The organism is Enterobacter sp. V87_3 (assembly GCF_029967835.1).
Taxonomy (GTDB): domain Bacteria; phylum Pseudomonadota; class Gammaproteobacteria; order Enterobacterales; family Enterobacteriaceae; genus Enterobacter; species Enterobacter cancerogenus.
The window spans coordinates 36,180-61,073 of record NZ_JASCAM010000016.1 but is presented as its reverse complement, the minus strand read 5'-3'; the positions used below and the strand labels follow the sequence as shown (position 1 = coordinate 61,073).

General features: G+C 57.5%; 24 protein-coding genes. 8 read left to right on the top strand and 16 right to left on the bottom strand.

Features of this window, described 5'->3' with window-relative positions; translation table 11 throughout:
* The first annotated feature begins 48 nt into the window (after positions 1-48).
* Entirely contained in the window at positions 49-855 is an 807-nt protein-coding gene (locus QLG21_RS07965) for a dienelactone hydrolase family protein (RefSeq protein WP_058610823.1), read from the top strand.
* A gap of 61 nt (positions 856-916) precedes the next feature.
* On the opposite strand, the gene metE is transcribed toward QLG21_RS07965, so the two are convergent.
* Positions 917-3,178: a 5-methyltetrahydropteroyltriglutamate--homocysteine S-methyltransferase gene (metE, locus tag QLG21_RS07960; RefSeq protein WP_282484191.1), complete on the bottom strand. Its 2,262-nt coding sequence runs from the start codon at positions 3,176-3,178 to the stop codon at positions 917-919.
* Positions 3,179-3,293: 115 nt separating this feature from the next.
* Between metE and metR the strand changes: the two genes are divergently transcribed.
* Positions 3,294-4,247, top strand: a complete 954-nt coding sequence (metR, locus tag QLG21_RS07955; RefSeq protein ID WP_006179262.1) for an HTH-type transcriptional regulator MetR — start codon at positions 3,294-3,296, stop codon at positions 4,245-4,247.
* Here metR and QLG21_RS07950 read toward each other — a convergent pair.
* The 3 genes from QLG21_RS07950 to pldB all read right to left on the bottom strand — a co-directional run bounded on the left by QLG21_RS07950 (position 4,135) and on the right by pldB (position 6,942).
* Complete coding sequence (locus tag QLG21_RS07950; RefSeq protein ID WP_006179261.1) at positions 4,135-5,034, bottom strand: carboxylate/amino acid/amine transporter; 900 nt, start codon at positions 5,032-5,034, stop codon at positions 4,135-4,137. The genes metR and QLG21_RS07950 overlap by 113 nt on opposite strands.
* Positions 5,035-5,116: 82 nt before the next feature.
* Complete coding sequence (gene yigL / locus QLG21_RS07945; RefSeq protein WP_141113605.1) at positions 5,117-5,917, bottom strand: sugar/pyridoxal phosphate phosphatase YigL; 801 nt, start codon at positions 5,915-5,917, stop codon at positions 5,117-5,119.
* Positions 5,918-5,949: 32 nt separating this feature from the next.
* Positions 5,950-6,942 carry a lysophospholipase L2 gene (gene pldB, locus QLG21_RS07940; protein ID WP_006179259.1) on the bottom strand — a complete coding sequence of 331 codons (993 nt, stop codon included), beginning with the start codon at positions 6,940-6,942 and terminating at the stop codon, positions 5,950-5,952.
* Between the two features lie 109 nt (positions 6,943-7,051).
* On the opposite strand from pldB, the gene rhtB reads away from it, so the two are divergent.
* Positions 7,052-7,672, top strand: coding sequence for a homoserine/homoserine lactone efflux protein (rhtB, locus tag QLG21_RS07935; RefSeq protein ID WP_137903829.1), 621 nt, complete (start codon positions 7,052-7,054; stop codon positions 7,670-7,672).
* On the opposite strand, the gene rhtC is transcribed toward rhtB, so the two are convergent.
* The 3 genes from rhtC to pldA all read right to left on the bottom strand — a co-directional run bounded on the left by rhtC (position 7,669) and on the right by pldA (position 11,140).
* Positions 7,669-8,289 carry a threonine export protein RhtC gene (gene rhtC / locus QLG21_RS07930; protein WP_006179256.1) on the bottom strand — a complete coding sequence of 207 codons (621 nt, stop codon included), beginning with the start codon at positions 8,287-8,289 and terminating at the stop codon, positions 7,669-7,671. The genes rhtB and rhtC overlap by 4 nt on opposite strands.
* A gap of 61 nt (positions 8,290-8,350) precedes the next feature.
* Positions 8,351-10,180, bottom strand: a complete 1,830-nt coding sequence (gene recQ / locus QLG21_RS07925; protein ID WP_058610829.1) for an ATP-dependent DNA helicase RecQ — start codon at positions 10,178-10,180, stop codon at positions 8,351-8,353.
* A gap of 90 nt (positions 10,181-10,270) precedes the next feature.
* On the bottom strand, positions 10,271-11,140 hold the full coding sequence (gene pldA, locus QLG21_RS07920) for a phospholipase A (protein ID WP_006179246.1): 870 nt from the start codon (positions 11,138-11,140) through the stop codon (positions 10,271-10,273).
* A 162-nt stretch (positions 11,141-11,302) separates the two neighbouring features.
* Between pldA and yigI the strand changes: the two genes are divergently transcribed.
* Together yigI and rarD are read left to right on the top strand one after the other, a co-directional pair.
* Positions 11,303-11,770: an acyl-CoA thioesterase YigI gene (gene yigI / locus QLG21_RS07915; RefSeq protein WP_042322734.1), complete on the top strand. Its 468-nt coding sequence runs from the start codon at positions 11,303-11,305 to the stop codon at positions 11,768-11,770.
* Between the two features lie 51 nt (positions 11,771-11,821).
* Positions 11,822-12,718 carry an EamA family transporter RarD gene (gene rarD / locus QLG21_RS07910; RefSeq protein WP_006179244.1) on the top strand — a complete coding sequence of 299 codons (897 nt, stop codon included), beginning with the start codon at positions 11,822-11,824 and terminating at the stop codon, positions 12,716-12,718.
* An 84-nt stretch (positions 12,719-12,802) separates the two neighbouring features.
* On the opposite strand, the gene corA is transcribed toward rarD, so the two are convergent.
* The 8 genes from corA to QLG21_RS07870 form a co-directional block, all read right to left on the bottom strand.
* Positions 12,803-13,753: a magnesium/cobalt transporter CorA gene (gene corA / locus QLG21_RS07905; protein WP_006179243.1), complete on the bottom strand. Its 951-nt coding sequence runs from the start codon at positions 13,751-13,753 to the stop codon at positions 12,803-12,805.
* 151 nt (positions 13,754-13,904) lie between these two features.
* Complete coding sequence (gene ysgD, locus QLG21_RS07900; RefSeq protein WP_212743980.1) at positions 13,905-13,961, bottom strand: YsgD/CorL family protein; 57 nt, start codon at positions 13,959-13,961, stop codon at positions 13,905-13,907.
* Positions 13,962-14,110: 149 nt separating this feature from the next.
* Positions 14,111-16,273, bottom strand: coding sequence for a DNA helicase II (uvrD, locus tag QLG21_RS07895; RefSeq protein WP_006179241.1), 2,163 nt, complete (start codon positions 16,271-16,273; stop codon positions 14,111-14,113).
* 107 nt (positions 16,274-16,380) lie between these two features.
* Complete coding sequence (yigB, locus tag QLG21_RS07890) at positions 16,381-17,097, bottom strand: 5-amino-6-(5-phospho-D-ribitylamino)uracil phosphatase YigB (protein WP_006179240.1); 717 nt, start codon at positions 17,095-17,097, stop codon at positions 16,381-16,383.
* Complete coding sequence (gene xerC, locus QLG21_RS07885; RefSeq protein ID WP_153689242.1) at positions 17,097-17,999, bottom strand: tyrosine recombinase XerC; 903 nt, start codon at positions 17,997-17,999, stop codon at positions 17,097-17,099. Before xerC ends, yigB begins: the two co-directional genes overlap by 1 nt.
* Positions 17,996-18,703, bottom strand: coding sequence for a DUF484 domain-containing protein (locus tag QLG21_RS07880; protein WP_101738475.1), 708 nt, complete (start codon positions 18,701-18,703; stop codon positions 17,996-17,998). The genes xerC and QLG21_RS07880 overlap by 4 nt, the downstream gene beginning before the upstream one ends.
* On the bottom strand, positions 18,700-19,524 hold the full coding sequence (gene dapF / locus QLG21_RS07875) for a diaminopimelate epimerase (protein ID WP_042322730.1): 825 nt from the start codon (positions 19,522-19,524) through the stop codon (positions 18,700-18,702). The genes QLG21_RS07880 and dapF overlap by 4 nt, the downstream gene beginning before the upstream one ends.
* Before the next feature lie 36 nt (positions 19,525-19,560).
* Positions 19,561-19,764 (bottom strand): lipoprotein, encoded by a 204-nt coding sequence (locus QLG21_RS07870; protein WP_042322724.1) that lies wholly within the window; start codon positions 19,762-19,764, stop codon positions 19,561-19,563.
* A gap of 135 nt (positions 19,765-19,899) precedes the next feature.
* Here QLG21_RS07870 and cyaY point away from each other — a divergent pair, with 135 nt between their 5' ends.
* Positions 19,900-20,220, top strand: a complete 321-nt coding sequence (gene cyaY / locus QLG21_RS07865) for an iron donor protein CyaY (protein WP_006179235.1) — start codon at positions 19,900-19,902, stop codon at positions 20,218-20,220.
* A 93-nt stretch (positions 20,221-20,313) separates the two neighbouring features.
* Here cyaY and cyaA read toward each other — a convergent pair whose 3' ends face one another.
* Complete coding sequence (gene cyaA / locus QLG21_RS07860; RefSeq protein ID WP_102890026.1) at positions 20,314-22,854, bottom strand: class I adenylate cyclase; 2,541 nt, start codon at positions 22,852-22,854, stop codon at positions 20,314-20,316.
* A 349-nt stretch (positions 22,855-23,203) separates the two neighbouring features.
* Between cyaA and hemC the strand changes: the two genes are divergently transcribed.
* Both hemC and hemD read left to right on the top strand, forming a co-directional pair.
* On the top strand, positions 23,204-24,145 hold the full coding sequence (gene hemC / locus QLG21_RS07855) for a hydroxymethylbilane synthase (protein WP_042322718.1): 942 nt from the start codon (positions 23,204-23,206) through the stop codon (positions 24,143-24,145).
* A complete protein-coding gene (gene hemD / locus QLG21_RS07850) occupies positions 24,142-24,891 on the top strand; it encodes a uroporphyrinogen-III synthase (protein ID WP_137903832.1) in 750 nt (249 codons plus the stop codon). The genes hemC and hemD overlap by 4 nt, the downstream gene beginning before the upstream one ends.
* Positions 24,892-24,894: the final 3 nt, after the last annotated feature.

Below are 24,894 nucleotides of genomic sequence, written 5' to 3'. Positions count from 1 at the left end.
TGGTGTCTATATTTACCTTTGCGCTAACTCATTGGTACGGAGAATGCCATGACTGAAAAAACCGGCTTTGCACCTGCTGCGGCCCCTCATGCTTCCACCCTCGTCTCAACGCCTGAAGAGGCGATTACCGCTGGTGAAACCTCGATTCCCACACAGGGAGAGAATATGCCTGCTTATCACGCGCGGCCAGAATCGGCGGAGGGTCCGCTGCCGATCGTGATTGTAGTTCAGGAGATTTTTGGCGTTCACGAGCACATTCGCGACCTCTGCCGCCGCCTGGCGCTGGAGGGTTATCTGGCCGTTGCGCCAGAACTCTATTTTCGCCAGGGCGATCCCAATGACTACAGCGATATTCCGACGCTGTTCAGTAATTTAGTCAGCAAAGTGCCGGATGCACAGGTGCTGGCCGACCTCGACCACGTCGCCAGCTGGGCGGCGCGCAACGGCGGCGATCCGCACCGTCTGATGGTCACCGGCTTCTGCTGGGGTGGGCGCATTAGCTGGCTGTATGCCGCACACAATCCGCAGCTTAAAGCCGCCGTGGCCTGGTACGGCAAACTGGTTGGGGAAAAAACGCTGAATTCGCCGAAGCACCCTGTTGATATCGCGACCGATCTCAACGCGCCTGTGTTGGGGCTGTACGGCGGTCAGGACACCGGTATTCCGCTGGATACGGTCGACACGATGCGCCATGCGCTTCGCGCGGCTAACGCAAAGGCGGAGATCGTGGTTTACCCGGATGCCGGACACGCCTTCAATGCCGATTATCGTCCGAGCTATCACGCGGAGTCTGCCAAAGATGGCTGGCAGAGAATGCTGGCATGGTTTAGCCAGTACGGCGGGAAGAAAGCGTAAAAGTCAAAAGCCCGGTGGCGGCGATGCCTTACCGGGCCTACATTTTGGGTGGGCGATTATATTACCCCTGACGCAAGTTCTGCGCCGCCTTCACCATGTTTGCCAGGGCGCTTCGGGTTTCCGGCCAGCCGCGCGTTTTCAGGCCGCAGTCCGGGTTCACCCACAGGCGCTCTGCCGGAATGCGCTGGGCGGCCTTCTTCAGCAGAGCCTCAATCCACTCCACGCTGGGCACGTTTGGCGAGTGAATGTCGTACACGCCCGGCCCGATTTCATTCGGGTAATCAAACTCCTCGAACGATTCCAGCAGCTCCATGTCCGAGCGCGAGGTCTCGATGGTGATCACGTCGGCGTCCAGCGCGGCAATAGCGTCCATGATGTCGTTAAACTCGCAGTAACACATGTGGGTGTGGATCTGCGTGTCGTCCTTCGCCACGGCAGCGTTGATGCGAAATGCCTCCACGCCCCACTTCAGATAGGCGTCCCAGTCACTGCGACGCAGCGGCAGGCCTTCACGCAGCGCCGGTTCATCAATCTGGATGATGCCGATGCCCGCCGCCTCGAGGTCCGCCACTTCGTCACGCAGCGCCAGCGCGATCTGCTTCGCGATGGTTTCGCGGCTAACGTCTTCACGCGGGAAAGACCAGCAAAGAATGGTCACCGGGCCGGTCAGCATGCCTTTCACCGGCTTGTCGGTCAGCGACTGGGCAAACTTCGCCCACTCCACGGTGATCGCTTCCGGGCGGCTGATATCGCCGATCACCACCGGCGGTTTCACGCAGCGGGAGCCATAGCTCTGGACCCAGCCGTTCTGGGTAAAGACGAAGCCGTCGAGATGCTCGCCGAAGTACTCCACCATGTCGTTACGCTCGGCTTCGCCGTGAACCAGCACGTCCAGGCCGAGACGCTCCTGCTCGGTAATCGCCTGCCTGATGTGCTCAGCGATACCGGTGCGGTAGTGGCTGGCGTCCAGCTTGCCCTTTTTGAAGTCGAGACGCAGACCGCGGATTTCAGTCGTCTGCGGGAACGAGCCGATAGTGGTGGTTGGCCAGGCAGGCAGGTTAAAGCGGGCACGCTGGGCTTCAGCACGCACCTCATAGGCGCTCTGACGCTGGCTGTCCTGGGCGGTAATGGCCGCCAGGCGTTTCTCTACCGCCGGGTTGTGAACGCGGGATGAGTGACGACGCGCCTGAATCGGGGCGCTCCATTCGGCAATCGCCGCCGTGTCGCCGCTGTTAAGGGCGTCGCGCAGCAGGGCCAGCTCCTGGCATTTCTGCAGGGCAAAGGCAAACCAGCTTTTCACCTCCGCATCCAGACGGGTTTCAACGCTCAGGTCGATGGGGCTGTGCAACAGCGAGCAGGACGATGCGACCCACAGCTCACGTTTCCCGACAATGTCTTTAATTTGTGCATATTTCTCGGTCAGATCGGCGCGCCAGACGTTACGACCGTTGATCAGGCCTGCGGATAATAGCCACTCTTCCGGCAGGCGTTTGTGCAGCGCTGCCACATCGTCTTTGCCGTGGACCAGGTCAACGTGCAGGCCCTGCACCGGCAGCGCGGTAATGGTATTCAGGTTCGGCGTGACGCCTTCAAAATAGGTGGTCAGGAGCAGCTTCACCTGCCCGGTAAGCGCGGCATATGCCGGCTTGAAGGCATCCAGCCATGCCTGCGGCAGCTCCAGTACCAGCGCAGGCTCATCGATTTGTACCCACTGAATACCGCGTTTACCCAGCTCAATGAGCACCTGTTTGTAGACCGGCAGAATGTCGTTCAGCAGGCTCAGGCGGTCGAACGGCTCGCCTTTTACCTTGCCCAGCCACAGGTACGTCACCGGCCCCAGCAGGACAGGTTTCACCTGATGCCCCAGCGCCAGCGCTTCGTCCACTTCATCCAGAAGCTGGGTCCAGGTCAGCCTGAACTGCTGACCTTTCACAAACTCAGGCACCATATAGTGATAGTTGGTGTTGAACCATTTGGTCATTTCCGCCGCTGCCGCTGGCTCACCCGTTGGCGCACGGCCACGGCCAATGCGGAACAGGGTGTCGATATCTACCGATCCATCGCTGTTCTGATGACGAGCCGGCACGTTGCCAAGCAGCAGGCTGGTGGTCAGAACATGGTCGTACCAGGCGAAATCGCCCACGGGCAGCAGGTCAATGCCTGCGTCTTTCTGCTGGTCCCAGTGACGTGCGCGCAGCTCGCGGCCCGTTGCCAGCAATTCTTCACGGCTGAGGTTGCCCGCCCAGTAGCTTTCCTGCGCTTTTTTCAGCTCGCGACGCAGACCAACGCGAGGGAAACCGAGAGTGTGATTACGGATTGTCATGGTGTGCCCCTTGTGAAATTCGTTATTTAGACGTCCAGATGTTTACACATCTATAATTGGCAGGTACTGTATATTCCTCAAGCGCAAATTGTTCATGGCGAAGTGAAGGACTTTCATGATCGAGATAAAACACCTGAAAACGCTACAAGCGTTGCGGAACTGCGGTTCACTCGCGGCGGCGGCGGCCACGCTGCATCAGACCCAGTCCGCACTTTCTCACCAGTTCAGCGATCTGGAACAACGCCTTGGCTTTCGTCTGTTTGTGCGTAAGAGCCAGCCGCTGCGCTTTACGCCGCAGGGTGAAATTCTGCTCCAGCTCGCGAATCAGGTGCTGCCGCAGATTGCGAGCGCCCTGCAGTCCTGCAACGAGCCGCAGCAGACCCGGCTGCGTATCGCCATTGAGTGCCATAGCTGTATTCAGTGGCTGACCCCCGCGCTTGAGAACTTCCGCCAGAAGTGGCCGCAGGTGGAGATGGACTTTACCTCCGGCGTGACGTTTGATCCTCAGCCTTCGCTCCAGCAGGGCGAGCTGGATCTGGTGATGACCTCGGACATACTGCCGCGCAGCGGGCTACATTATTCCCCGATGTTTGATTTCGAAGTGCGTCTGGTGCTGGCCCCGGACCATCCGCTGGCCGCCAAAACGCGCATCAGCCCTGAAGACCTGGCCACGGAAACGCTGCTGATTTACCCGGTTCAGCGCAGCCGACTGGATATCTGGCGTCATTTCCTCCAGCCAGCGGGCATCAGCCCACAGCTGAAAAGCGTGGATAACACCCTGCTGTTGATTCAGATGGTTGCCGCCAGAATGGGCATCGCGGCGCTGCCGCACTGGGTGGTGGAGAGTTTTGAACGCCAGGGCCTGGTGGTGACCAAAACCCTGGGTGAAGGACTGTGGAGCCGGCTGTACGCCGCCGTGCGCGATGGCGAGCAGCGTCAGCCGATTACGGAAGCGTTTATTCGCTCAACGCGGAACCACGCGTGCGACCATCTTCCGTTTGTGCGGAGCGCGGAGCGACCCAACGGCGATGCACCCACAGCGAAGCCAGGATCACTGCTCCCCCAATAATGAAGCTCGGCCAGTGCGGCTGCTCCTGCCAGATCGCCAGGTTGACCAGCAGCCCGGCAGGCACATGAACGTTATTCATGATCCCCAGCGTACCGGCGTCGACCTGGGTCGCGCCGTAGTTCCACATGAAGTAACCCAGCCCGGACGCGACCACGCCCAGCCATACCAGAACGCCCCACTGTAGCGACGTGGTCGGCAGCTTCTGCGGATTGCCGAGCATAAACCACGCCGCTACCGCAACGATTGCCGCGCCCATATAGAACCAGGCAAAGGCGTTGTGCTGCGGCATCGGGCGGGTCTCCATCAGGCGCTTGTAGCCCACCATGCCGATGGCAAAGCTGATATTGGCAAGCTGGACGAACATCAGTCCGGTCCAGAAGTGATCGCTTACTTTGTCATAACGAATAATCGCCGCCCCCACGACCGCCAGCGCAGCGCTTAGCAGATATCCCCAGCGCAGACGACGCCTGCTGAGCAGATCGTAGATCAGCGTGATGTACAGCGGCGTAAGCACGGTAAAGAGCAGGAATTCCGAGACGGACAGGTAAACGTAGGCCCGGAAGCTGAACAGATACATGATGCCGAGTTGCATCGCGCCCACCAGCATGTATAGCAGGAGAGTTTTCAGCGTTTGCCCGCGCGTGCGCAGAAACGGCAGGAACACCAGCGCCGCCAGCCCCACGCGCATCAGCACCGAGAAGTAGCTGTCGACCGAACCGGCAAGGTATTCGCCAATCAGGCTAAAGGAGAAGGCCCACAGGATGGTGGTGATAATGAGTAGCGCCACAATGCTTGTCTCTCAGAAAGAAGGACAGGCATTGTAGCGAACTCTTTAGTTGACGACTGAGCAATAAACAACCGAATGAAGATTATTCAAGAAACAGTTTGCGCAGGTACTTCGGCACCGCGTTGTCACCGTTGGTACCGATGACTTCCAGCTCAGGATGCAGATCTTTCAGACGCTGGTGCGCGTTCTCCATGATGCAGCCTTTGCCCGCCATAGAGAGCATCTCAGCATCGTTCATGCCGTCGCCAAAGGCGATACAGTCTTTCAGCCCGAAGCCCAGACGTTTGGCTACCGCTTCCAGCGCATGGCCTTTAGAGACCCCGCCCGCCATCACTTCCAGACAGGTCAGCGTTGAGAAGCTGACGTTCACCCGGTCGCCCCAGCGCGCGTTAATCGCCTGCTCCAGCGGCAGCAGCTCTTCGTGGTTTTCGCAGGTAAAGAACACTTTGCTGATCCCTTCCGGATCCAGCAGCCCCGGTTCGTACAGGGAGTAGTTAAACACGGCTTCCTTGAAGAAACGCATCTCGTCCGGGCGGTGGCGGTTCATAAACCACTCGTCGTCACGGTACACGTTGGTGACGATATTCGGGTTGTTGTTCACCACGCCGAAGAGATCGGTGGCGATGTCGCGGTCGAGGTTATGGGTAAAGATCAGGTTGCCATCGGTGTCGTGCACGCGCGCACCGTTGGAGGTGATCATGTAGGCTTTGATCTCCAGGTTATCGCGGATCTGCCCCACGTCTACGTGGTGGCGGCCAGTGGCGAACACAAAGTTCACGCCACGGGCGGTCAGGAGTTTTAAGGTCTCTTTCGCGTAAGGCGACAGGGTGTGGTCGGGCGAAAGCAGCGTGCCATCTAAATCAGATGCGACAACCTGGTACATAGGGATTTCAACCTCTGGTAAAAAAACAAGAATCAGTTATGCCTGTTGAAAAATTCAACGATGGCGTTAAGCGCGACTGAGCGCATGTCGTCCTTTTCGAAAAGGATCTCATGGTACGCGCCGTTTATGACCAGCGGTTTACCCCCTTCACAAGGGTGTCCGGCGGCGGCGCGCAGTTCACAAAAGCGGTCATGCATGCGGTTATCGACCACACGCTCCTCTTCCGCCTGGATTAACAATGTCGGGGTGGCGTCATTCGCCACGCCTGCCAGCACCTGTTCACCCGCAAGGATACCTTCCCGCACCCAGTGCCAGGTAGGGCCACCGACGCGCAGGCGTGGTTCATCGGCATAAAAACGCAGATTACGGCGATAGCGCTGCCGGCTGTGGGTCAGCACGTTGATGGCAAACGGCAGCGCGCGCCACCGTCCTGTGCCGATGGCATACCCCTCGCGAATGCGCTGATGGCCCTCAGCCCAGTCGAGAATGTGGCGCACCATCCAGTCAGGAAAACGAATGACAATGCCATACATCGGCGCGGTCAGCGCAATGGCATCGCACTGGTGTTCATGGCGTTGCAAAAAGAGCGTAGAGATAGCGCCACCCATAGAGTGCGCCAGGATATAGCGCTTACGCCACGGGCCCGGCTCCACTTCCTGCTGCCAGAAGGCGGCCAAATCGTCGACATAATCGCTGAAATTATCCACGTGGCCGCGATGGGTGTCCGGCAACATGCGCCCGGAAAGCCCCTGCCCGCGGTGATCGATGATCAGAACATCAAAACCGGTGTGAACCAGGTCATAGGCCAGTTCCGCATATTTAACATAGCTCTCGATGCGTCCGGGACAGACGACAACCACACGATCGTTTTTCTCGTTGCGAAAACGCACGAAGCGTACCGGAACATCACCCACGCCCGTAAACTCATCTTCCTCACGCTGACGCCAGAAGTCGGTCAGCGGCCCCATAGAGAAAGCAGCAAATGCGTTTTCTCGAGTTTCCCAGTCCTTTTTCTGCTGAAACATCGGGTTTCCACCCCCGTAAGCCAAGGAATATCGTTTTTTCGTAACCGGTCACAAAATGACTCAACAATAGCGTATTGTGGCATAAAAACAGACGATTCGGGAGCTTCAAATGACCTTCGAGTGGTGGTTCGCGTACCTGCTGACATCCATCATCCTCAGCCTTTCCCCTGGCTCTGGCGCCATCAACACCATGACCACCTCTATTAACCACGGGTATCGCGGCGCGGTTGCCTCTATTGCCGGTTTACAAACCGGGCTGGGCATCCACATCGTACTGGTGGGGATTGGTTTGGGAACGCTGTTCTCCCGCTCGGTGCTGGCATTTGAGGTGCTGAAATGGGCCGGTGCGGCATATCTGATTTGGCTGGGTATTCAGCAGTGGCGCACGGCAGGTTCGATTGACCTGAACATGCTCGCCCAGACGCAAACCCGTGGCCGTCTGTTTAAACGGGCGGTTTTTGTGAACCTGACTAACCCGAAAAGCATCGTTTTTCTTGCCGCCCTGTTCCCGCAGTTTATCGTGCCGCATCAGCCGCAGGTGATGCAGTATGTGGTGCTCGGCGCGACGACCATCATTGTCGATATCATCGTGATGATTGGCTACGCGACGCTGGCCCAGCGGATTGCGGCGTGGATTAAAGGGCCTAAACAGATGAAGGCCCTGAACAAGGTGTTTGGTTCGCTGTTTATGCTGGTGGGCGCGCTGCTTGCGTCAGCGCGTCATGCTTAGCGAGAAATGATAAGGTGGATGCCAAAGCCGGCGAACAGCGCGCCGGCAAAGCCGTCGATCCACTTCGCGATGCGCTGGTAGCCGCGGCGCATGGCCGGTAACGCAAACAGGCTGGCGACCACGGTAAACCACGCAAAAGTTTCTACCACGATCAGCAGGAAGATCCCCCAGCGCGCGCCTGCGCCGACGTTATCGCCCACGAACAGCGAGAACACAGAGCCGAAATAGATAATCGCCTTCGGGTTCGCCAGGTTGGTCAGCAGCCCTTTCACAAAGCTGCGGCCGCCGGTGGCCAGTTCTACCTTCGGCTCTTCCGGCTTTTTCTCTTCTTTCTTCAGCGCACCGCGCAGCATCTGGTAGCCCATCCAGCACAGATACAGGCCGCCGCCGACCATGATGATGTTATGCAGCCAGGCCATTTTCGCCAGAATCAGGTTCAGGCCAAGCAGCGCCACCGCTGCCCACACCATGACACCCATGGTAATGCCGAGTACGCCCATCATCGCCTCTTTGCGGGAGCGGCTGACGGCAGTTTGCGATACGAAGAAAAAGTCAGGGCCGGGGCTCATCAGCGCAACGATGTGCACTAATGCCACGGTGAGAAATAGCATTAACATAATTAGCTCGCGGGGAAATAATACAGTGAGTCATCATACTGGCACTTTTTTGGCCGGCTGACTACTCCTCATCATCACCATCGGCATGAGAGCGAATAAGCGCCATAAACTCCTTGCCGAATCGCTCGAGCTTGCGCGTGCCGACACCGTTAACGCTGAGCATTTCACCGGCGCTGAGCGGCATCTGCTCGGCCATCTCTATCAGCGTTGCGTCGTTAAAGACCACATAAGGCGGAATGTTCTCTTCGTCGGCAATGGCTTTACGCAGCTTACGCAGCTTGGCGAACAGCTTGCGGTCATAGTTGCCGCCGTAGGATTTCTGCATCACACGCGGCTTCAGGGCAATAACGCGCGGCACGGCGAGCTTGAGTTCAATTTCACCGCGCAGCACCGGACGCGCCGCTTCGGTAAGCTGAAGCGCGGAGTGTTGAGCAATGTTTTGCGTGGCGAACCCCATGTGGATCAGCTGGCGGATAATGCTGACCCAGTGCTCGTGGCTCTGGTCTTTGCCAATACCGTAGACAGGCAACTTGTCGTGGCCCATATCACGGATACGCTGGTTATTCGCGCCACGCAGCACTTCCACCACGTAGCCCATCCCGAAGCGCTGATTCACGCGGTAGATGGTTGAGAGCGCCTTGCGCGCGTCCATCAGGCCATCGTACTGCTTCGGCGGATCGAGGCAGATATCGCAGTTGCCGCACGGCTCCTGTCGCCCTTCGCCAAAGTAGTTGAGCAGCACCAGACGACGGCAGGTTTGCGCTTCGGCAAACGCGCCCATCGCATTGAGCTTGTGGCGCTCGATATCCTGCAGCTGGCCCTGGGGCTTCTCTTCCAGACAGCGGCGCAGCCACGCCATATCCGCCGGATCGTAAAACAGCATCGCTTCCGCAGGCAGGCCGTCACGCCCGGCGCGGCCCGTTTCCTGATAGTAGGATTCGATATTGCGCGGAATGTCGAAATGCACCACAAAGCGCACGTTGGGCTTGTTAATCCCCATGCCGAACGCCACCGTGGCAACGACGATTTGCAGATCGTCGCGCTGGAATTTTTCCTGCACGTCGGCGCGGATGTGGTTTTCTAACCCGGCATGATAGGCCGCGGCGCTAAAGCCACGGTTTTGCAGACGCGCGGCGGTGTCTTCCACCTTCGCACGGCTGTTGCAGTAGATGATGCCCGACTTGCCGCGCTGCTCCTGGACGTAGCGTAAGAGCTGATCCAACGGTTTGAACTTCTCCATCAGCATGTAGCGGATGTTCGGGCGGTCGAAGCTGCTGACCTGAATAAACGGATCGTTAAGGCCCAGCAGCCGAACGATATCAAGGCGGGTGGTGTCGTCGGCGGTGGCGGTGAGCGCCATAAACGGCAGCTCGGGGAAGCGCTGACGCAGCTGGCCAAGCGCGGCATATTCCGGACGGAAATCGTGACCCCACTGGGAGATACAGTGCGCTTCATCCACCGCCAGCAGCACCGGATTCCAGTGCGCCAGGTGATCGAGGAAGTTATCCAGCATCAGGCGTTCCGGCGCGATGTACAGCAGGCGGATCTGCCCGTTACGGCAGCCAGCCATGACGTCCTGCTGCTGTTCGCGGGTCTGCGTGGAGTTAAGACAGGCCGCCGCCACGCCGTTGGCAAGCAGCTGGTCAACCTGGTCTTTCATCAGCGAGATAAGGGGCGATACCACCACCGTCAGGCCGTTAAGCACCAGCGCGGGTACCTGATAGCAGAGCGATTTACCGCCGCCGGTCGGCATGACCACCAGACAATCGCGGCCTTCCAGCACGGTTTCAATGATGGTTTCCTGGCCGGGGCGGAACTGCTGGTAGCCAAAGGTTTCATGCAAAACCTGTTTAGCCAGCGACTCCTGATTCAATACTTCCGCCTGCGCCACATTAACCCCATATGCCAGAAATAAAACAGGCGCTATTTTCAGCGCCTGAGAGAGAAACTTCAACGTTTAACGCAAAAACATTCGTGCTGCTTAGAAAATATCGTTCAACATCACGCCCACACCGACGCGGGTCTGGTTGAAGTTGTAATCGATAAGCGACTCGCCGTAACCGCTGTAAACCTGGGTGTAGAGGCGCACGTGTTTGGTCATAGGATAGCTTAAGCCTAGTTCTGCGCCACCGTAGCCGGTGTTCCAGTTGTACTGGCCTTTGGCGCTCAGCACTGCGTCACCGATTTGATAGCCAACTTTAAGCTGATAGTAACCCATATATTTGGTGATATCCGGGTTATCGTCGGTATCGCCCACGACGTACCATGGTTTGACTTCCACCATGAAATTGCCGTTCTGCGCCATCAGGCGCGTATAGGCGCGGTTCCAGCTGCGTGAGGTGGGATCGGAACGGCCGTTGGAATCATGGTTGAAACCGAATTCAACGTCACGCAGGGTCCAGCCGGCAAACTCATAATCGGTTGCGAAGCCGAGGAACAGCTGCGGCTCGTAGTTGGTTTCACGAAACGGCGACGATTCTCCACGGTTAGAGAGCTGCCACCAGGATTTCTGGGTATAAGAGGCACCGAGCACCGAGTTAGGCCCGGCGATGCCGCGCCAGAACGGAAACGCGAGGCTTAGCTGGAACTTCACTTCGTCTTTACGCGCATTATCCGACCAGTTGTAAGAACTTATCGCCTCTTTGTTGAGATCGTTGGTCTGGGTGTAAATGACGTAGTTGGTGTCATACGGATAAAGGGTGAACGGATTATCATGCTCCTGAAGCAGGTTGGCGATGATACTGCCGCGAACGGCTGGCGCATCGTGCACCTTTTTAACCGTGGCTTCCTGCGCATAGGCTGTGAGGGGCAGCGAAACCGCCGCAATTAACCAACCCAGATACGTCCGCATCGGTGGTGTTCTCCTGCAAAGATATAGAATGAGTGAATAGTTATGTGCCGGACATTCTACATACTTCCGCGCCAACTTCCGCCTGTTCGTTTCTGAAAGTGGAATTCCTTATTGCAGAAGCATAAAATCAACATTTTATTAACAATAAGGATGCCGCTTCTCATGTCTGCCACGCTTACCGCCGACGAAGCTTTGAAACTTGTGGGCGAGATTTTTGTTTACCACATGCCGTTTAACCGTGCGCTTGGACTGGAGCTGGAGCGTTATGAGAAAGCCTTTGCCCAGCTGAGCTTCAATAATCAGCCGATGATGGTGGGCAACTGGGCGCAAAGCATATTGCACGGCGGCGTGATTGCTTCCGCGCTGGACGTCGCGGCAGGCCTGGTCTGCGTGGGCAGTACGCTGACGCGCCATGACACCATTAACGAGGATGAACTGCGCCAGCGTTTATCGCGCATGGGAACCATCGATTTACGCGTCGACTACCTGCGTCCGGGGCGCGGAAACCGCTTCACCTGCACCAGCAGCCTGCTCCGTGCGGGCAACAAAGTGGCCGTCGCCCGCGTCGAGTTACATAACGAAGAACAAGTGTATATCGCCAGCGCAACGGCCACTTATATGGTGGGTTGAAACGGCAAAATCGCGTAAAATCGCCTCACTACTTTGTAACGGATTATCCTGATGGATGCTAAACAGACGCGGCAGGGCGTTTTACTCGCCCTTGCCGCTTATTTTATTTGGGGCATCGCGCCTGCTTATTTCAAATTTATCCACTATGTGCCCGCCGATGAGATCCTCACTCACCGCGTGATCTGGTCGTTTTTCTTTATGATCGCGCTGATGAGCGTTAGCCGTCAGTGGTCAGGCGTTAAAACGCTCCTGAAAACGCCGAAGAAGGTCTTTCTGCTGGCGCTGTCTGCCGTACTGATTGGCGGCAACTGGCTGCTGTTTATCTGGGCGGTGAATAACCATCACATGCTCGAAGCCAGCCTCGGCTACTTTATTAACCCGCTGGTGAATATTGTGCTGGGGATGATTTTCCTCGGCGAGCGCTTCCGCCGGATGCAGTGGGTGGCCGTGATTCTGGCCTTCTGCGGCGTGCTGGTTCAACTCTGGACCTTCGGCTCGCTGCCGGTTATCGCCTTAGGCCTGGCGTTCAGCTTTGCGTTCTACGGACTGGTACGTAAGAAAATCGCCGTTGAAGCGCAAACCGGTATGCTGTTCGAAACCCTGTGGCTGCTGCCGGTGGCCGCGATTTACCTGTTTGGCATTGCCGACAGCGCCACCAGCCACATGGGCAATAACCCCTGGACGCTGAACGTGCTGCTGATGGCGGCGGGCGTAGTCACCACGATTCCGCTTCTGTGCTTCACCGGCGCAGCAACGCGCCTGCGCCTCTCGACGCTCGGCTTCTTCCAGTACATCGGCCCGACGCTGATGTTCCTGCTGGCGGTGGTGTTTTACGGCGAAGTGCCGGGTGCGGATAAGATGGTGACGTTCGCCTTCATCTGGGTCGCACTGGCGATTTTCGTGGCGGATGCAATTTATACCCAGCGCAGGGTGCGTAAAGGGTTGTAGCGCCTTTTTGCCGGATGGCAGCTGCGCCTTATCCGGCCTACACGTTCTGTAGGCCCGGTAAGCGTAGCGCCACCGGGCGGATCCTCAAAGCCAGTTCTTCCGTTTAAAGTACAGATACGGCGCCAGCCCGGCGAGGATCATAAAGATAATCGCCCCCGGGTAGCCAAAGCTCCACTTGAGCTCCGGCATAAACTCAAAGTTCATCCCATAACTTGAGGCCACAAGCGTAGGCGGCAGGAACACCACGGATACCACCGAGAAGATCTTGATGATGCGGTTCTGCTCGATGTTGATAAAGCCCATCGCCGCCTGCATCAGGAAGTTGACCTTCTGGAACAGGGATTCGTTGTGCGGCAGAAGGGATTCGATATCGCGCAGGATCTCACGCGCCTGTTCCAGCTGGCCACCCGGCAGGCGCGCTTTACGCACCAAAAAGTTCAGGGCGCGCTGGGTATCCATCAGACACAGGCGCACCTTCCAGCCGATATCCTCCAGCTCCGCGAGCGTTGACAGCGCTTCGTCATATTCATCGCCCTGATGGCCTTCCATGATCACGCGGCTCAGCTTTTCCAGGTCGCTGTAGATGTTTTCAATCTCATCCGCCAGCTGTTCTATTTTGGTTTCGAACAGGTCGAGCAGCAGCTCGTAAGCGTTACCGTCGACCATCGCCTGGCTGCGGGCGCGCATACGGTAAAGACGAAACGCAGGCAGTTCACGCTCGCGCAGGGTAAACAGGCGACCATCGCGGATGGTAAACGCCACGGTGGAGTTCCCCGCGTGATCGTCGGCGTCTTCAAAGAAGAAGAAGGAGTGAATGTGCAGACCGTCTTCGTCTTCAAAAAAACGCGCAGATGCTTCGATATCTTCCAGTTCCGGACGGGTCGCGAGGCTTTGCCCCAGCTCAGATTGTACGCGAAGGCGTTCATCGTCGTCCGGCTCGACCAGATCCACCCATACGGCATCAATGAGGGGCTGTGACTCTTCGGCTTCAAGCCGAGTCAGTCGGTTTTTTTCGAGTTGAAATGCGCTCAACATGACCGGGACTCCCAATGCAAAAAATATCGGACAGTTCGGTGGGCACACAGAAACGATTTGGGTTTCAGACCATTAAACAGCCTGACTCAGCGCGACGGGAATAATGCAGGTCGCTGACAACCACTAAGGCCATCAGCATGAGGAGATAGCCTTAGGAGTTGTTCCTGGATGACAGGGAATTGAGCCAGTATCTACTGGGTGTGTCCAAGGCGAATGTCCTCTTAGCGTAATCGTGCGCGCATGTTACGCCAGCAATAACTGCGGCGTCAACACGCAACGGAACGCGGAAGGGCATTAATTGACCTCCAGCGTATAAGGCTAGCAGATTATTACAAAATAGTGATATTTTTCTGAAAGTTACACAGTTTCCAGCTTCGCATACGCGGCCACCAGCCATTTGATCCCCTGCCCCTGGAACGCCACCTGCAGGCGACTGTGTTCACCGCTGCCTTCAAGATTCACAATAGTGCCTTCCCCGAATTTCGAGTGGCGCACGCGCTGGCCCAGCTTGTACCCGGTGTCGTTTTCGGAGATTGGTGCACCCATACGCTGATGGCTGACCGGACGGCTGATGCTGGCGCGCAGGCGTACCTCCTCCACGCACTCTTCCGGCAGTTCACCGATAAAGCGCGAAGGACGGTGATACACCTCTTTACCGTACAGGCGGCGGGTTTCGGCGTAGGTGAGCGTGAGCTTCTGCATTGCACGCGTCACGCCCACGTAGGCCAGACGACGCTCTTCTTCCAGGCGTCCGCCTTCATCCAGCGACATCTGGCTCGGGAACATCCCCTCTTCCATCCCGACGATAAACACCTGCGGGAACTCCAGGCCTTTCGCGGAGTGCAGGGTCATCAGCTGAACCGCATCCTGCCAGGTGTCCGCCTGCCCTTCGCCTGCTTCCAGCGCGGCGTGGGAGAGGAATGCCTGCAGCGGCATCAGATCTTCGTCTTCTTCGTTGTAGCTGAACTGGCGCGTTGCCGTCACCAGTTCCTCTAAGTTCTCAATACGGGTCTGGCCCTTCTCGCCCTTCTCCTGCTCGTACATCGTTCTCAGGCCGGAGTCTTTAATGACGCGGTCGGTCTGCACGTGCAGCGGCATATCGGCGGTTTCCTGCGCAAGAGCGTCTATCAGCTCAAGGAAGCGTTGCAGCGCGCTGGCCGCACGACCGGCGAGGGCTTTTTCCTGCAGCAGCTCGCGGCACGCCTGCCACAGCGTAAGCTGACGATCGCGCGATGCCTGACGCACCACGTCCAGCGTGCGATCGCCGATGCCGCGCGTTGGCGTATTGACCACGCGTTCAAACGCTGCGTCGTCGTTACGGTTGGCGATCAGGCGCAGATACGACAGCGCATCTTTAATTTCCTGACGTTCGAAGAATCGCATCCCGCCGTAAATACGGTACGGCATACTCACCTGCAATAGCGCCTCTTCCAGCACGCGCGACTGGGCGTTGCTGCGGTAGAGAATGGCGCACTGCTCCAGCGCGCCGCCGTTGTCCTGCCAGGTCTTGATGCGGTTCACCACGAACCGTGCTTCGTCGAGTTCGTTGAACGCACAGTAAAGTGAGATCGGCTCGCCGTCGACGCCGTCGGTCCACAGCTTTTTGCCCAGACGCCCGTTGTTGTTCTCAATCAGGGCGTTAGCCGCGCTCAGAATGTTGCTGGTTGAACGGTAGTTTTGCTCCAGACGAATGGTTTGCGCACCGGGGAAGTCGTTGAGGAAGCGCTGGATGTTTTCCACCTGCGCCCCACGCCAGCCGTAGATAGACTGGTCATCATCGCCGACGATCATTACTTTGCCGGTATCGCCCGCCAGCAGGCGGATCCACGCGTACTGAATGTTGTTGGTATCCTGGAATTCATCCACCAGGATATTGGTGAAGCGCTCGCGGTAGTGCTGGAGAATATGCGGCTTGTTAAGCCACAGCTCGTGCGCGCGCAGCAGCAGCTCGGCAAAATCCACCAGACCGGCGCGATCGCACGCTTCCTGATAGGCCTTGTAAACGTTCTGCCAGGTCTGCTCGACCGGGTTGCCAAAGCTCTGGATATGGTGCGGGCGCAGGCCTTCGTCCTTCTGACCGTTGATGTACCACATTGCCTGACGCGGCGGCCACTGCTTCTCGTCAAGGTTCATCGCCTTGATCAGGCGCTTCAGCAGGCGCAGTTGGTCTTCACTGTCGAGGATCTGAAAATCCTGCGGCAGGTTAGCGTCCATATGGTGTGCGCGCAGCAGACGGTGAGCCAGGCCGTGGAAGGTCCCGACCCACATGCCGCCCTGGCTGGTGCCCATCAGCTGTGCGATACGGTGGCGCATCTCCGCTGCCGCTTTGTTGGTGAACGTCACCGCCATAATGGAGTATGGCGAACAGTTTTCCACGCTCTGCAGCCAGGCGATGCGGTGAACCAGCACGCGCGTCTTACCACTGCCCGCTCCAGCCAGAACCAGCATATTGGTGCGCGTTGCGGCTACCGCATCACGCTGTTTGTCATTAAGGCTGTCGAGCAGGTAAGAAACGTCCATTGGCACCGTCACATAATATTCAGGAACAGAGCAAAACGCCCGGTGGCGCTTCGCTTACCGGGCCTCCAACTGCAAAACCCTGGTAATTTATACAGAACAATTGATGATTATATCAGCGTCGTGAGGGATGCCAACCGCGAAATTTCGATGTGCGGCAGAAGACGACCGTCGGACGCGGTCATCAGATCGGCATTTTCCGGCTTGATCCAGCAGGCCTGCATGCCACAGCGGATCGCCCCCGCCACGTCCGTGGTCAGGTCATCGCCAACGTGCAGGATTTCGCCGAGCGGCAGGTTCAGCTTTTCCGCCGCCAGGTGATACATGTCGTTGAACGGCTTCGAGCGCCCGTGCGGGCCGGCGCGCAGCACGAACTGAAAATACTCTCCAAGCCCAAAGAGTTCGGGCTGGGCATTGCCGTTGGTGATGGCCACCAGCGGCCACTTTTCGGCCAGTTTTGCCAGCGTGTCGTGGGTCTCCTGCGGCACGTCGATGCGGCTGCGCCATTTGGCGAAGTTTGCCATCGAAGCGTCAGCGCCAATCGCCGCGTCGCGCGCGCTCAGCCCGGCGTTGAGCATTGCCTGCTCAACCGCACGGCGTCGCCACTCGGTCACGTCGTGGTAAATATCCGGCTCGGTTTCGCGCAGGGACTGGCGCAGCTGCTGGAAGTCTTTGTTCTGCATCGTTTTCAATGCGGGATGGTAGTTTTGCACAAACGCCAGCGACTCCTGCTCGGTGCGCAAAATCACCGGACGGTTGTCATACAGGGTGTCATCAAGGTCGAACGTGAGTGCTGAAATCTGGCCGAGTGGGCGGTAAAAACGCATTATTTCCCCCGTTTGGCGCGTGGATGCGCCGCGTCATACACCGAGGCAAGGTGCTGAAAGTCTAAGTGGGTATAGATTTGTGTGGTCGATAAATTGGCGTGGCCGAGAAGCTCCTGCACGCCGCGCAGATCGCCGCTCGACTCCAGCATGTGGGTCGCAAACGAGTGGCGCAGCTTGTGTGGATGAACGTGGCTGTTCAACCCCTGTTTGATGCCCCACTCGGCAAAACGCTTCTGCACGTTACGCGCTGAGATGCGCTTGCCGAGCTTCGACAGGAATAGCGCATTTTCTTCCGCGCCAAACAGCCCACGCAGATCCAGCCAGTGTTCAATCCACGAAACCGCGTTGCGGCCAATCGGCAGGCGGCGCTCTTTGCTGCCTTTGCCCATCACCCACACTTCGCCGGATTCAAGATCGAGGTGTTTCAGGTCGAGGTTAACCAGTTCGGACAAACGTAGCCCGGCACCGTACATCACCTCCAGCATCGCGCGGTCACGCACGGCCAGCGGATCGTTAAGATCGATATCCAGCAGACGATTCACATCATCCACATCGATATTTTTAGGCAGATGGCGCGGGGCTTTTGGCGTGGCAATGCCTTTTGCCGGATTGGCTTTTAAGATCCCTTGGCTGACCAGCCAGTCGAAAAAGCTGCGTAACGCAGAGAGGCGCAGCGCCAGGCTCGCAGGGCTTAACTTTTTTTTACGGCTACGCACCACAAACCCGCGCACCGTCGCGGCGTCACATTGTTGCCAGCTTTTCAGGCCGATTTCATCGGCAATCTGCATGATGGCATCAAGCTGACGCTGATAGTTCAGCAGCGTAACAGGGCTAAGCTGGCGTTCTACACCGAGATAGCGCAAAAAGCGCGTGACGTCGGTGGCAAGCAGGGCATCCGTCATATGCGTTCAATCCAGCGCTCCAGCAGCTCGGGCAGCATGAGCGCAATTTCCTGCAGCAGGTGCGTGCCCTGGCCTTGCTCATAGTGATGGGCATCGCGGCTGGTAAACAGGATGACGCCCAGGTCGCCTTCACGGCCCATCAGGGACATCGCCACCGAGCCAATGGCTTTCGCTTCCGGCAGCACCACCAGCAGTTCGGGTCCGTTTAGCGGCCCGAGATAGTGATGTTCATGCCCGAGGCGCTGAATACGTAGCGGTTCAAATGCCTGGCGGCTCAGCGCCAGATGGGTAAACCCGGACGGCGCGCCGATACGCCAGCGGTCGGGGAAAAGACGAATCGTTGCGCCCGCCAGACCCAGCTCGCGCGCCCAGCGATGAAAGCGGCTCAGGAACTCATCAAGGCTGTGCGCCGAGGCCAGACGCGCCTGCAGGTTCAACAGCCGATAGAACAGGCTCTCGTTGTTGTTGGCCTGCTCCATGAGCATCGTCATGTTCTCTTCGAGCTGATGGATGTGGTTGCGCGCACGTGCCATGTGCCATTCGACCAACGACACCGTACCCCGTACCGGATGTGGCACGCGCATCTGTTCGACGACGCGTGCATTGCGAATAAAGAACTCAGGATTGTTCAGCAGATAATCAACAACAGCGCTGTCGTCCAGCTCCGTCACCGTTTCCTGCAGTTCTTCCCCTGGTTGTTTCATAGATGGATAAACCCGTCATAGACATGTGCCGCCGGGCCTGTCATATACAGTGGCTGACCCGGTCCTTTCCAGGCGATATCAAGACGACCGCCCGGTAATTCCACGCGAACCTCTTCTGCCAGTAACCCCTGGGAGATGCCGACGGCAACCGCCGCACAGGCACCGCTTCCGCAGGCCTGGGTTTCGCCCGCGCCGCGTTCGTAAACCCGCAAACGGATGTGCTCGCGCTTCACCACCTGCATAAAACCGATATTGGCCCGCTCAGGAAAACGGTCGTGGCTCTCAAGCACCGGGCCGAGCGTTTCAACCGCAGCGGTTTCAACATCATCCACCTGAATCACGCAGTGCGGGTTACCCATCGAGACGACGCCGCACAATACTGTCTGCTCGGCAGCCCGCATGATATAGGTCTTTTCCGCTTTGTTCGCGCGAAACGGCACGGCGGAAGGCTCGAAGTTTGGCTCGCCCATATTCACGCGCACCAGCTCGTCGTCGGTGACGCTTAACACCATTCGACCGTTTGCCGTGCTGACGCGAATATCGCGTTTGTTGGTCAACCCTTTCAGGCGGACAAAGCGGGCAAAGCAGCGTGCGCCGTTGCCGCACTGTGACACTTCGCTGCCGTCCGCGTTGAAAATGCGATAGTGAAAATCGAGGTCGGGATCGTACGGCGGCTCGACCACCAGCAGCTGATCAAACCCCACGCCCAGATGCCGATCTGCCAGGCGGCGGATCAGCTCCGGGGAGAAAAAGACATTCTGCGTTACCGCGTCGACGACCATAAAATCGTTGCCAAGGCCATGCATTTTAGAGAACTGCATCATCATGCTCCACTGCGCGGGTACAGAACGAAATTGTCAGATATTGACCTGAGTCGGACCGCCATTGTCGCCACGATCGTTCGTATTAGGCGTTGAAGACTCGATGCCACTTTGCACAGGTTTGGTCGGCGGCGGTGCGGTTTTATCCGCAGGCGGGAAGTAAAGCGGCCCTTTCAGCCCGCAGCCGGTCAGGCTGAACAGCGTGATGAGAACAGCAAGCGTTCGGAAGACGTTTTTCATTATAAAGTTGCCCGTAAATTCAAATCTGTTTCTATCATCGCAGGAGAAGACACAAAAGCAAGAGTTTGCCGCTTTCCTGCAACGGGAATTATTTAGCGTTATACTGCCGCCATCACGAAAAACAGGAACAACACCATGAACGACAGTGAATTCCATCGCCTTGCCGACACCCTGTGGATGACCATCGAAGAGCGTCTTGACGACTGGGATGGCGACAGCGATATCGATTGTGAAATCAACGGCGGCATCCTGACCCTAAGCTTTGAGAACGGCAGCAAAATCATTATTAACCGCCAGGAGCCGCTTCACCAGGTCTGGCTGGCGGCCAAACAGGGCGGCTACCATTTCGATCTGAAAGGTGACGAGTGGGTGTGCGACCGCAGCGGCGAAACGTTCTGGGATCTGCTGGAGCAGGCGGCGACGGCGCAGGCGGGTGAGACCGTCAGTTTCAGGTAGTTTTTTTTCGCCGGGTGGCGCTGCGCTTACCCGGCCTACGGGTTCGGGCTGTTGTAGGCCCGGTAAGGCGTAGCCGCCACCGGGCTCACGAAATCAGGAGAAATACTGCTGCAACAGCGGCGCGGTATCCTGATTTGCCGGCACCGGTGTAATAGCCTGGGTGCGGAACGGAATCACCTGCGCGCGCCCGTCCACGTTCACAATCTGGTAGAACTGCGGCAGGTTGAAGTTGATAAAGCTCGAGCCGTAGGTAAAGCGGTCGTGCGAGGATGAATAGAAGCGGCTAACGTCGCGCACCAGCTCCTCTTTACTGCCTTCGCAGTGGTGATACACCTCTGCGCGGTTGGTTTCATCCAGAATATAGATATTGAAACCGGCATCCTCACCTGACTCTTCAAAGAAGAACTGAATAATCCCTTCGCTGGCGAAGCCGTCCACCACCTGCGGCAGTTTGACGTGGTTGGTTTCCACCTGCACCGACAGGCCGTGCAGCTTGTTGTGCGAAATCGCGCCGTAAAACTCAATGGCGTTTTCCAGCTTCTGCACCGACACGTTCAGGCGTTCGAAGAACAGCCCCCACGTCTGGCCCGAAACGCGCAGCGCCTTAAAGCGGCCCGTTTCATGGCGGGTACTGGAGAGGCGCAGTTCGATACATTCAGACACCAGCTGCTGCACCCGGGTACGGATCAAGCCGCGCAGGTGCTGGCTATAGCAGAACACCTCAACGCTGTCCGGCGGCGCGGCGTCCTGGTGCATCTTACCGAGGATCGTTTTCAGCGCTTCAATCATCGCCTGTTCGCCGTTGAAATGCAGGGTACGCACTTCATTCCACGAGTTGCGGTAAAGCAGGTCGACGCTGCCGACCAGGCAGTTTTGCTGCTCGCCAAAGCTAAAGACGTCCAGCTTGCGGAAGTCAAAATGCACCACCTGATTGCGGAAGGCCGCCGTCGGGTCGTATTCCAGATTGACGATGATCGCCAGATGGCGAATCTCACACGGGCTGTAGAGCGCTTTTGGCGTCGGCGCAGGCAGGCGTAGCGGGAAGTGGTGCGAAACATCCGCCACCATCTCCTGCAGCTTGGCGAGATCAACCACCTCGTTGCCTTTGATGAACAAGCGGGTGCGCGAGGTCAGCAGGCCGTTAAACCAGGCCCACGCCACCAGCTTGTTCAGGTAACGGTTATATTCCAGCGGCTGATGGCTGATGATGGAGTCCATGCTTGGCGCACGGTTGTACAGATACCACCCGGTACGGTTCGCGCGGCCCGGCGGCACATAGATAAAGGTCAGGTTAGGTTCTGACAGGTCCGGTGAAATTTGCGGGTTCACCAGGGTGACTTTCCCCGGCAGTGCTTCAAACGCGGCGTACAGTTTACGGGTCAACACCCCGATATCCTGCGGGCTGGCGGAAACGCTGAGGTTGTTACGGCGCGCAAAGCGGATCAGGTTACGGTAGCTTTGCATCATGGCATCGAGCAGTTCGTTGTGCGCTTCACGCACCTGGTCGATTTTCCAGTTGGCGCGGTTGTCGAGCATCGACAGACGCTCTTCGTCCCATCCCCACTCTTTGACTAACTGACTGACCACTTCACGACGCCAGCCAACGCATGCGCGTTCGCGGCTGAGTTTTTCACAGACTTTGAGATAGAAACATCGACGTACCAGGTCAAGGCGCGTGTGGTCGTCGATGGCTTTCAGGTATTCGGTGACGCGTTCGAGCATCATGCAATAAGCATCCAGCCCGTAGGAGACGATTTCTCCGTCGTGCAGACGCTGTTTGATGTCTTTCGCCAGCAGACGCGGCGTAGGGTATTCCCAGGAATAGGCTTCCAGCAGCAGGGTTTTCAGCACGGCTTTATACGGCGAGTCGATGCTTTTATAAAGCTGCCAGAGGCTTGCGCCGAAGTACTCTTCTGCAGAAAGGGAGCTCAGGCCGCCCAGGTCCAGCCACTCGTTTGGCGTCAGGACGCCCTGCGAGTAGAGCGACATCACGTAATCGTCGTAATGCTCTTCTTCATTGCACGGCACCATATTCCACAGAATACGCTTACCGGCCAGGCGAACGGCGGTACGGTAGAACTCATCCAGCAATAAGATGTGCTGCGTGGAGCCGCAGTCTTCACCACCCAGACTGCCGCTTTCATTATGGCGGAAACGGTTTTCATCAATCAGGAAGAAGCTAACTTCCACGCCGAGCGAGGCCGCCCAGCTCTCGAGCAGGCTGCATTTACGCTGCAACAGCTGGCGTTCGTCGTTATCGAGCCAGGCCTGATGACAAACCCAAATATCGAGATCAGACGAACAGCTTTGCCCTACCGATGAGGTACTTCCCATGGAGTAAACGCCGGTAATCGGCAGTTCACCTTTCGGCGATTCCTGGGGCGGCATACCGCGGTAGAGTTCGAGTTCGGTCAGGTAATGCTGTTGGGTTTCATCAGGCGTGAAGAGGCAAATGCCCTGGGGAACGTTACCATCGAGGTAGCCCGGCATCAGCGGATGGTGATAGTGCAATAATGTCGGCAGCAGACTGTAAACCTGTTGGAAAGCAGGTCCCATGGCAGCAAGCGCGCGATCCACACGCAGTTGATTTATGGCATCCAGTCTCTGTTTAAGAGTCTCAATATAGAGGTACAAGACGTATCGCCTGATGTTCCCGGGCGTCACTGGCTATTCCAGAATCGAATAACCGCGGGCCCGCAGTATTTCAAAAAGATAACCGTTACCCTTTTTCGCCCTTATCTTTATGGTGGTACAGACGAAAAAATGGTCTAAAACGTGATCAATTTAACACCTTGCCGGTTGACCGTAAAGAAAGATGCGCTACATACAAGTGTAGCACCGTTCTGTACGTGTAAATTCCTGAATACGGCTGTGGCTGACGCATGCGCAGCCCTGTCCCTCTTCTTACGTCGTCACCGTAAAACTGCCATCCGAGTGTCAACAATGTTAGGATGGTTAGTGATTGATAATGACGGTAACAAGCATGTTAGACAATGTTTTGAGAATTGCCACACGCCAAAGCCCCCTTGCGCTCTGGCAGGCACATTATGTTAAGCAGCGCCTTGAAGCCTGCCATTCCGGATTACGCGTCGAACTGGTGCCAATGGTCACGCGCGGCGACGTTATCCTTGATACACCGCTGGCCAAGGTCGGTGGGAAAGGCTTGTTCGTCAAAGAGCTGGAACTGGCATTGCTTGAAAACCGCGCCGATATCGCCGTGCATTCGATGAAGGATGTGCCCGTTGAGTTCCCGCAAGGGCTGGGGCTGGTGACCATCTGCGAGCGTGACGATCCGCGCGACGCGTTTGTCTCTAACCACTATGATTCGCTTGATGCAATGCCGGTAGGCAGCGTGGTTGGCACGTCCAGTTTACGTCGCCAGTGTCAGCTGGCTGAACGCCGACCGGACCTGGTCATCCGTTCGCTGCGCGGCAACGTTGGCACGCGCCTCGGCAAGCTGGATAACGGCGAATATGATGCGATTATCCTCGCCGTGGCGGGGCTTAAGCGCCTTGACCTGGAATCACGTATCCGCGTGGCGCTGCCGCCCGAGTTTTCCCTTCCGGCCGTGGGCCAGGGTGCCGTGGGCATTGAGTGCCGCCTGGACGATGATCGCACGCGTGCGCTGCTCGCGCCGCTGAACCACGACGACACCGCGATCCGCGTAAAAGCCGAACGCGCAATGAACACCCGCCTCGAAGGGGGATGTCAGGTGCCCATTGGCAGCTATGCTGAATTAAGCAATGGCGAGCTGTGGCTGCGCGCGCTGGTTGGCGCGCCGGACGGCTCGCAGATGGTTCGCGGTGAACGCCGCGGCAAGCCGCAGGACGCCGAGGCGCTTGGCGTGTCGCTGGCAGAAGAGTTGCTCAATAACGGCGCGCGTGAAATTCTGGCCGAGGTCTATAACGGAGAACCCCCAGCATGAGTATTCTTGTCACCCGCCCTTCTCCCGCAGGGGAACAGTTAGTGAGCCGTTTGCGCGCACTGGGGCGGGTGGCGTGGAGTTTTCCGCTGATTGAGTTCTCTCCTGGCCGGCAGCTTTCGATGCTTGCCGACCAGTTACATACCCTTCGGGAAGGCGATTTGCTCTTTGCCTTGTCGCAACACGCCGTGGATTTTGCCCATGCGCAGCTGCAACAGCAGCAGCGCGACTGGCCTGCCGCACCGCGCTATTTCGCCATCGGGCGCACCACCGCCCTGGCCCTGCATACCGTTAGTGGAAGCGAAATTCTCTACCCGTTAGATCGGGAGATCAGCGAAGTCTTGCTACAATTACCTGAATTACAAACTATTGTCGGGAAACGTGCGCTGATACTGCGCGGTAATGGCGGGCGTGAACTGCTGGGTGAAACGCTGCGCGCGCGCGGGGCTGACGTAACGTTTTGCGAATGCTATCAGCGCTGCGCAAAACATTATGACGGCGCGGAAGAGGCCATGCGCTGGCATACGCGCGGCATTAATACCCTGGTGGTGACGAGTGGTGAAATGCTGCAACAGCTTTGGGCACTTATTCCACAATGGTATCGTGAAAACTGGTTACTCCGCTGTCGGCTTCTGGTCGTCAGTGAGCGTCTGGCGAACCAGGCCCGGGAACTGGGCTGGCAAGATATTCGGATCGCTGATAACGCCGACAACGATGCGCTGCTGCGCGCATTACAACAACTCTCATAATGG

Bases quoted from the DNA above. Each gene is read 5' to 3' on its own strand.
- QLG21_RS07965 (WP_058610823.1), top strand. From the start codon at position 49: ATGACTGAAAAAACCGGCTTTGCACCTGCTGCGGCCCCTCATGCTTCC.
- metE (WP_282484191.1), bottom strand. From the start codon at position 3,178: ATGACAATCCGTAATCACACTCTCGGTTTCCCTCGCGTTGGTCTGCGT.
- metR (WP_006179262.1), top strand. From the start codon at position 3,294: ATGATCGAGATAAAACACCTGAAAACGCTACAAGCGTTGCGGAACTGC.
- yigL (WP_141113605.1), bottom strand. From the start codon at position 5,917: ATGTACCAGGTTGTCGCATCTGATTTAGATGGCACGCTGCTTTCGCCC.
- pldB (WP_006179259.1), bottom strand. From the start codon at position 6,942: ATGTTTCAGCAGAAAAAGGACTGGGAAACTCGAGAAAACGCATTTGCT.
- rhtB (WP_137903829.1), top strand. From the start codon at position 7,052: ATGACCTTCGAGTGGTGGTTCGCGTACCTGCTGACATCCATCATCCTC.
- rhtC (WP_006179256.1), bottom strand. From the start codon at position 8,289: ATGTTAATGCTATTTCTCACCGTGGCATTAGTGCACATCGTTGCGCTG.
- pldA (WP_006179246.1), bottom strand. From the start codon at position 11,140: ATGCGGACGTATCTGGGTTGGTTAATTGCGGCGGTTTCGCTGCCCCTC.
- yigI (WP_042322734.1), top strand. From the start codon at position 11,303: ATGTCTGCCACGCTTACCGCCGACGAAGCTTTGAAACTTGTGGGCGAG.
- rarD (WP_006179244.1), top strand. From the start codon at position 11,822: ATGGATGCTAAACAGACGCGGCAGGGCGTTTTACTCGCCCTTGCCGCT.
- corA (WP_006179243.1), bottom strand. From the start codon at position 13,753: ATGTTGAGCGCATTTCAACTCGAAAAAAACCGACTGACTCGGCTTGAA.
- uvrD (WP_006179241.1), bottom strand. From the start codon at position 16,273: ATGGACGTTTCTTACCTGCTCGACAGCCTTAATGACAAACAGCGTGAT.
- yigB (WP_006179240.1), bottom strand. From the start codon at position 17,097: ATGCGTTTTTACCGCCCACTCGGCCAGATTTCAGCACTCACGTTCGAC.
- xerC (WP_153689242.1), bottom strand. From the start codon at position 17,999: ATGACGGATGCCCTGCTTGCCACCGACGTCACGCGCTTTTTGCGCTAT.
- QLG21_RS07880 (WP_101738475.1), bottom strand. From the start codon at position 18,703: ATGAAACAACCAGGGGAAGAACTGCAGGAAACGGTGACGGAGCTGGAC.
- dapF (WP_042322730.1), bottom strand. From the start codon at position 19,524: ATGCAGTTCTCTAAAATGCATGGCCTTGGCAACGATTTTATGGTCGTC.
- QLG21_RS07870 (WP_042322724.1), bottom strand. From the start codon at position 19,764: ATGAAAAACGTCTTCCGAACGCTTGCTGTTCTCATCACGCTGTTCAGC.
- cyaY (WP_006179235.1), top strand. From the start codon at position 19,900: ATGAACGACAGTGAATTCCATCGCCTTGCCGACACCCTGTGGATGACC.
- hemC (WP_042322718.1), top strand. From the start codon at position 23,204: ATGTTAGACAATGTTTTGAGAATTGCCACACGCCAAAGCCCCCTTGCG.
- hemD (WP_137903832.1), top strand. From the start codon at position 24,142: ATGAGTATTCTTGTCACCCGCCCTTCTCCCGCAGGGGAACAGTTAGTG.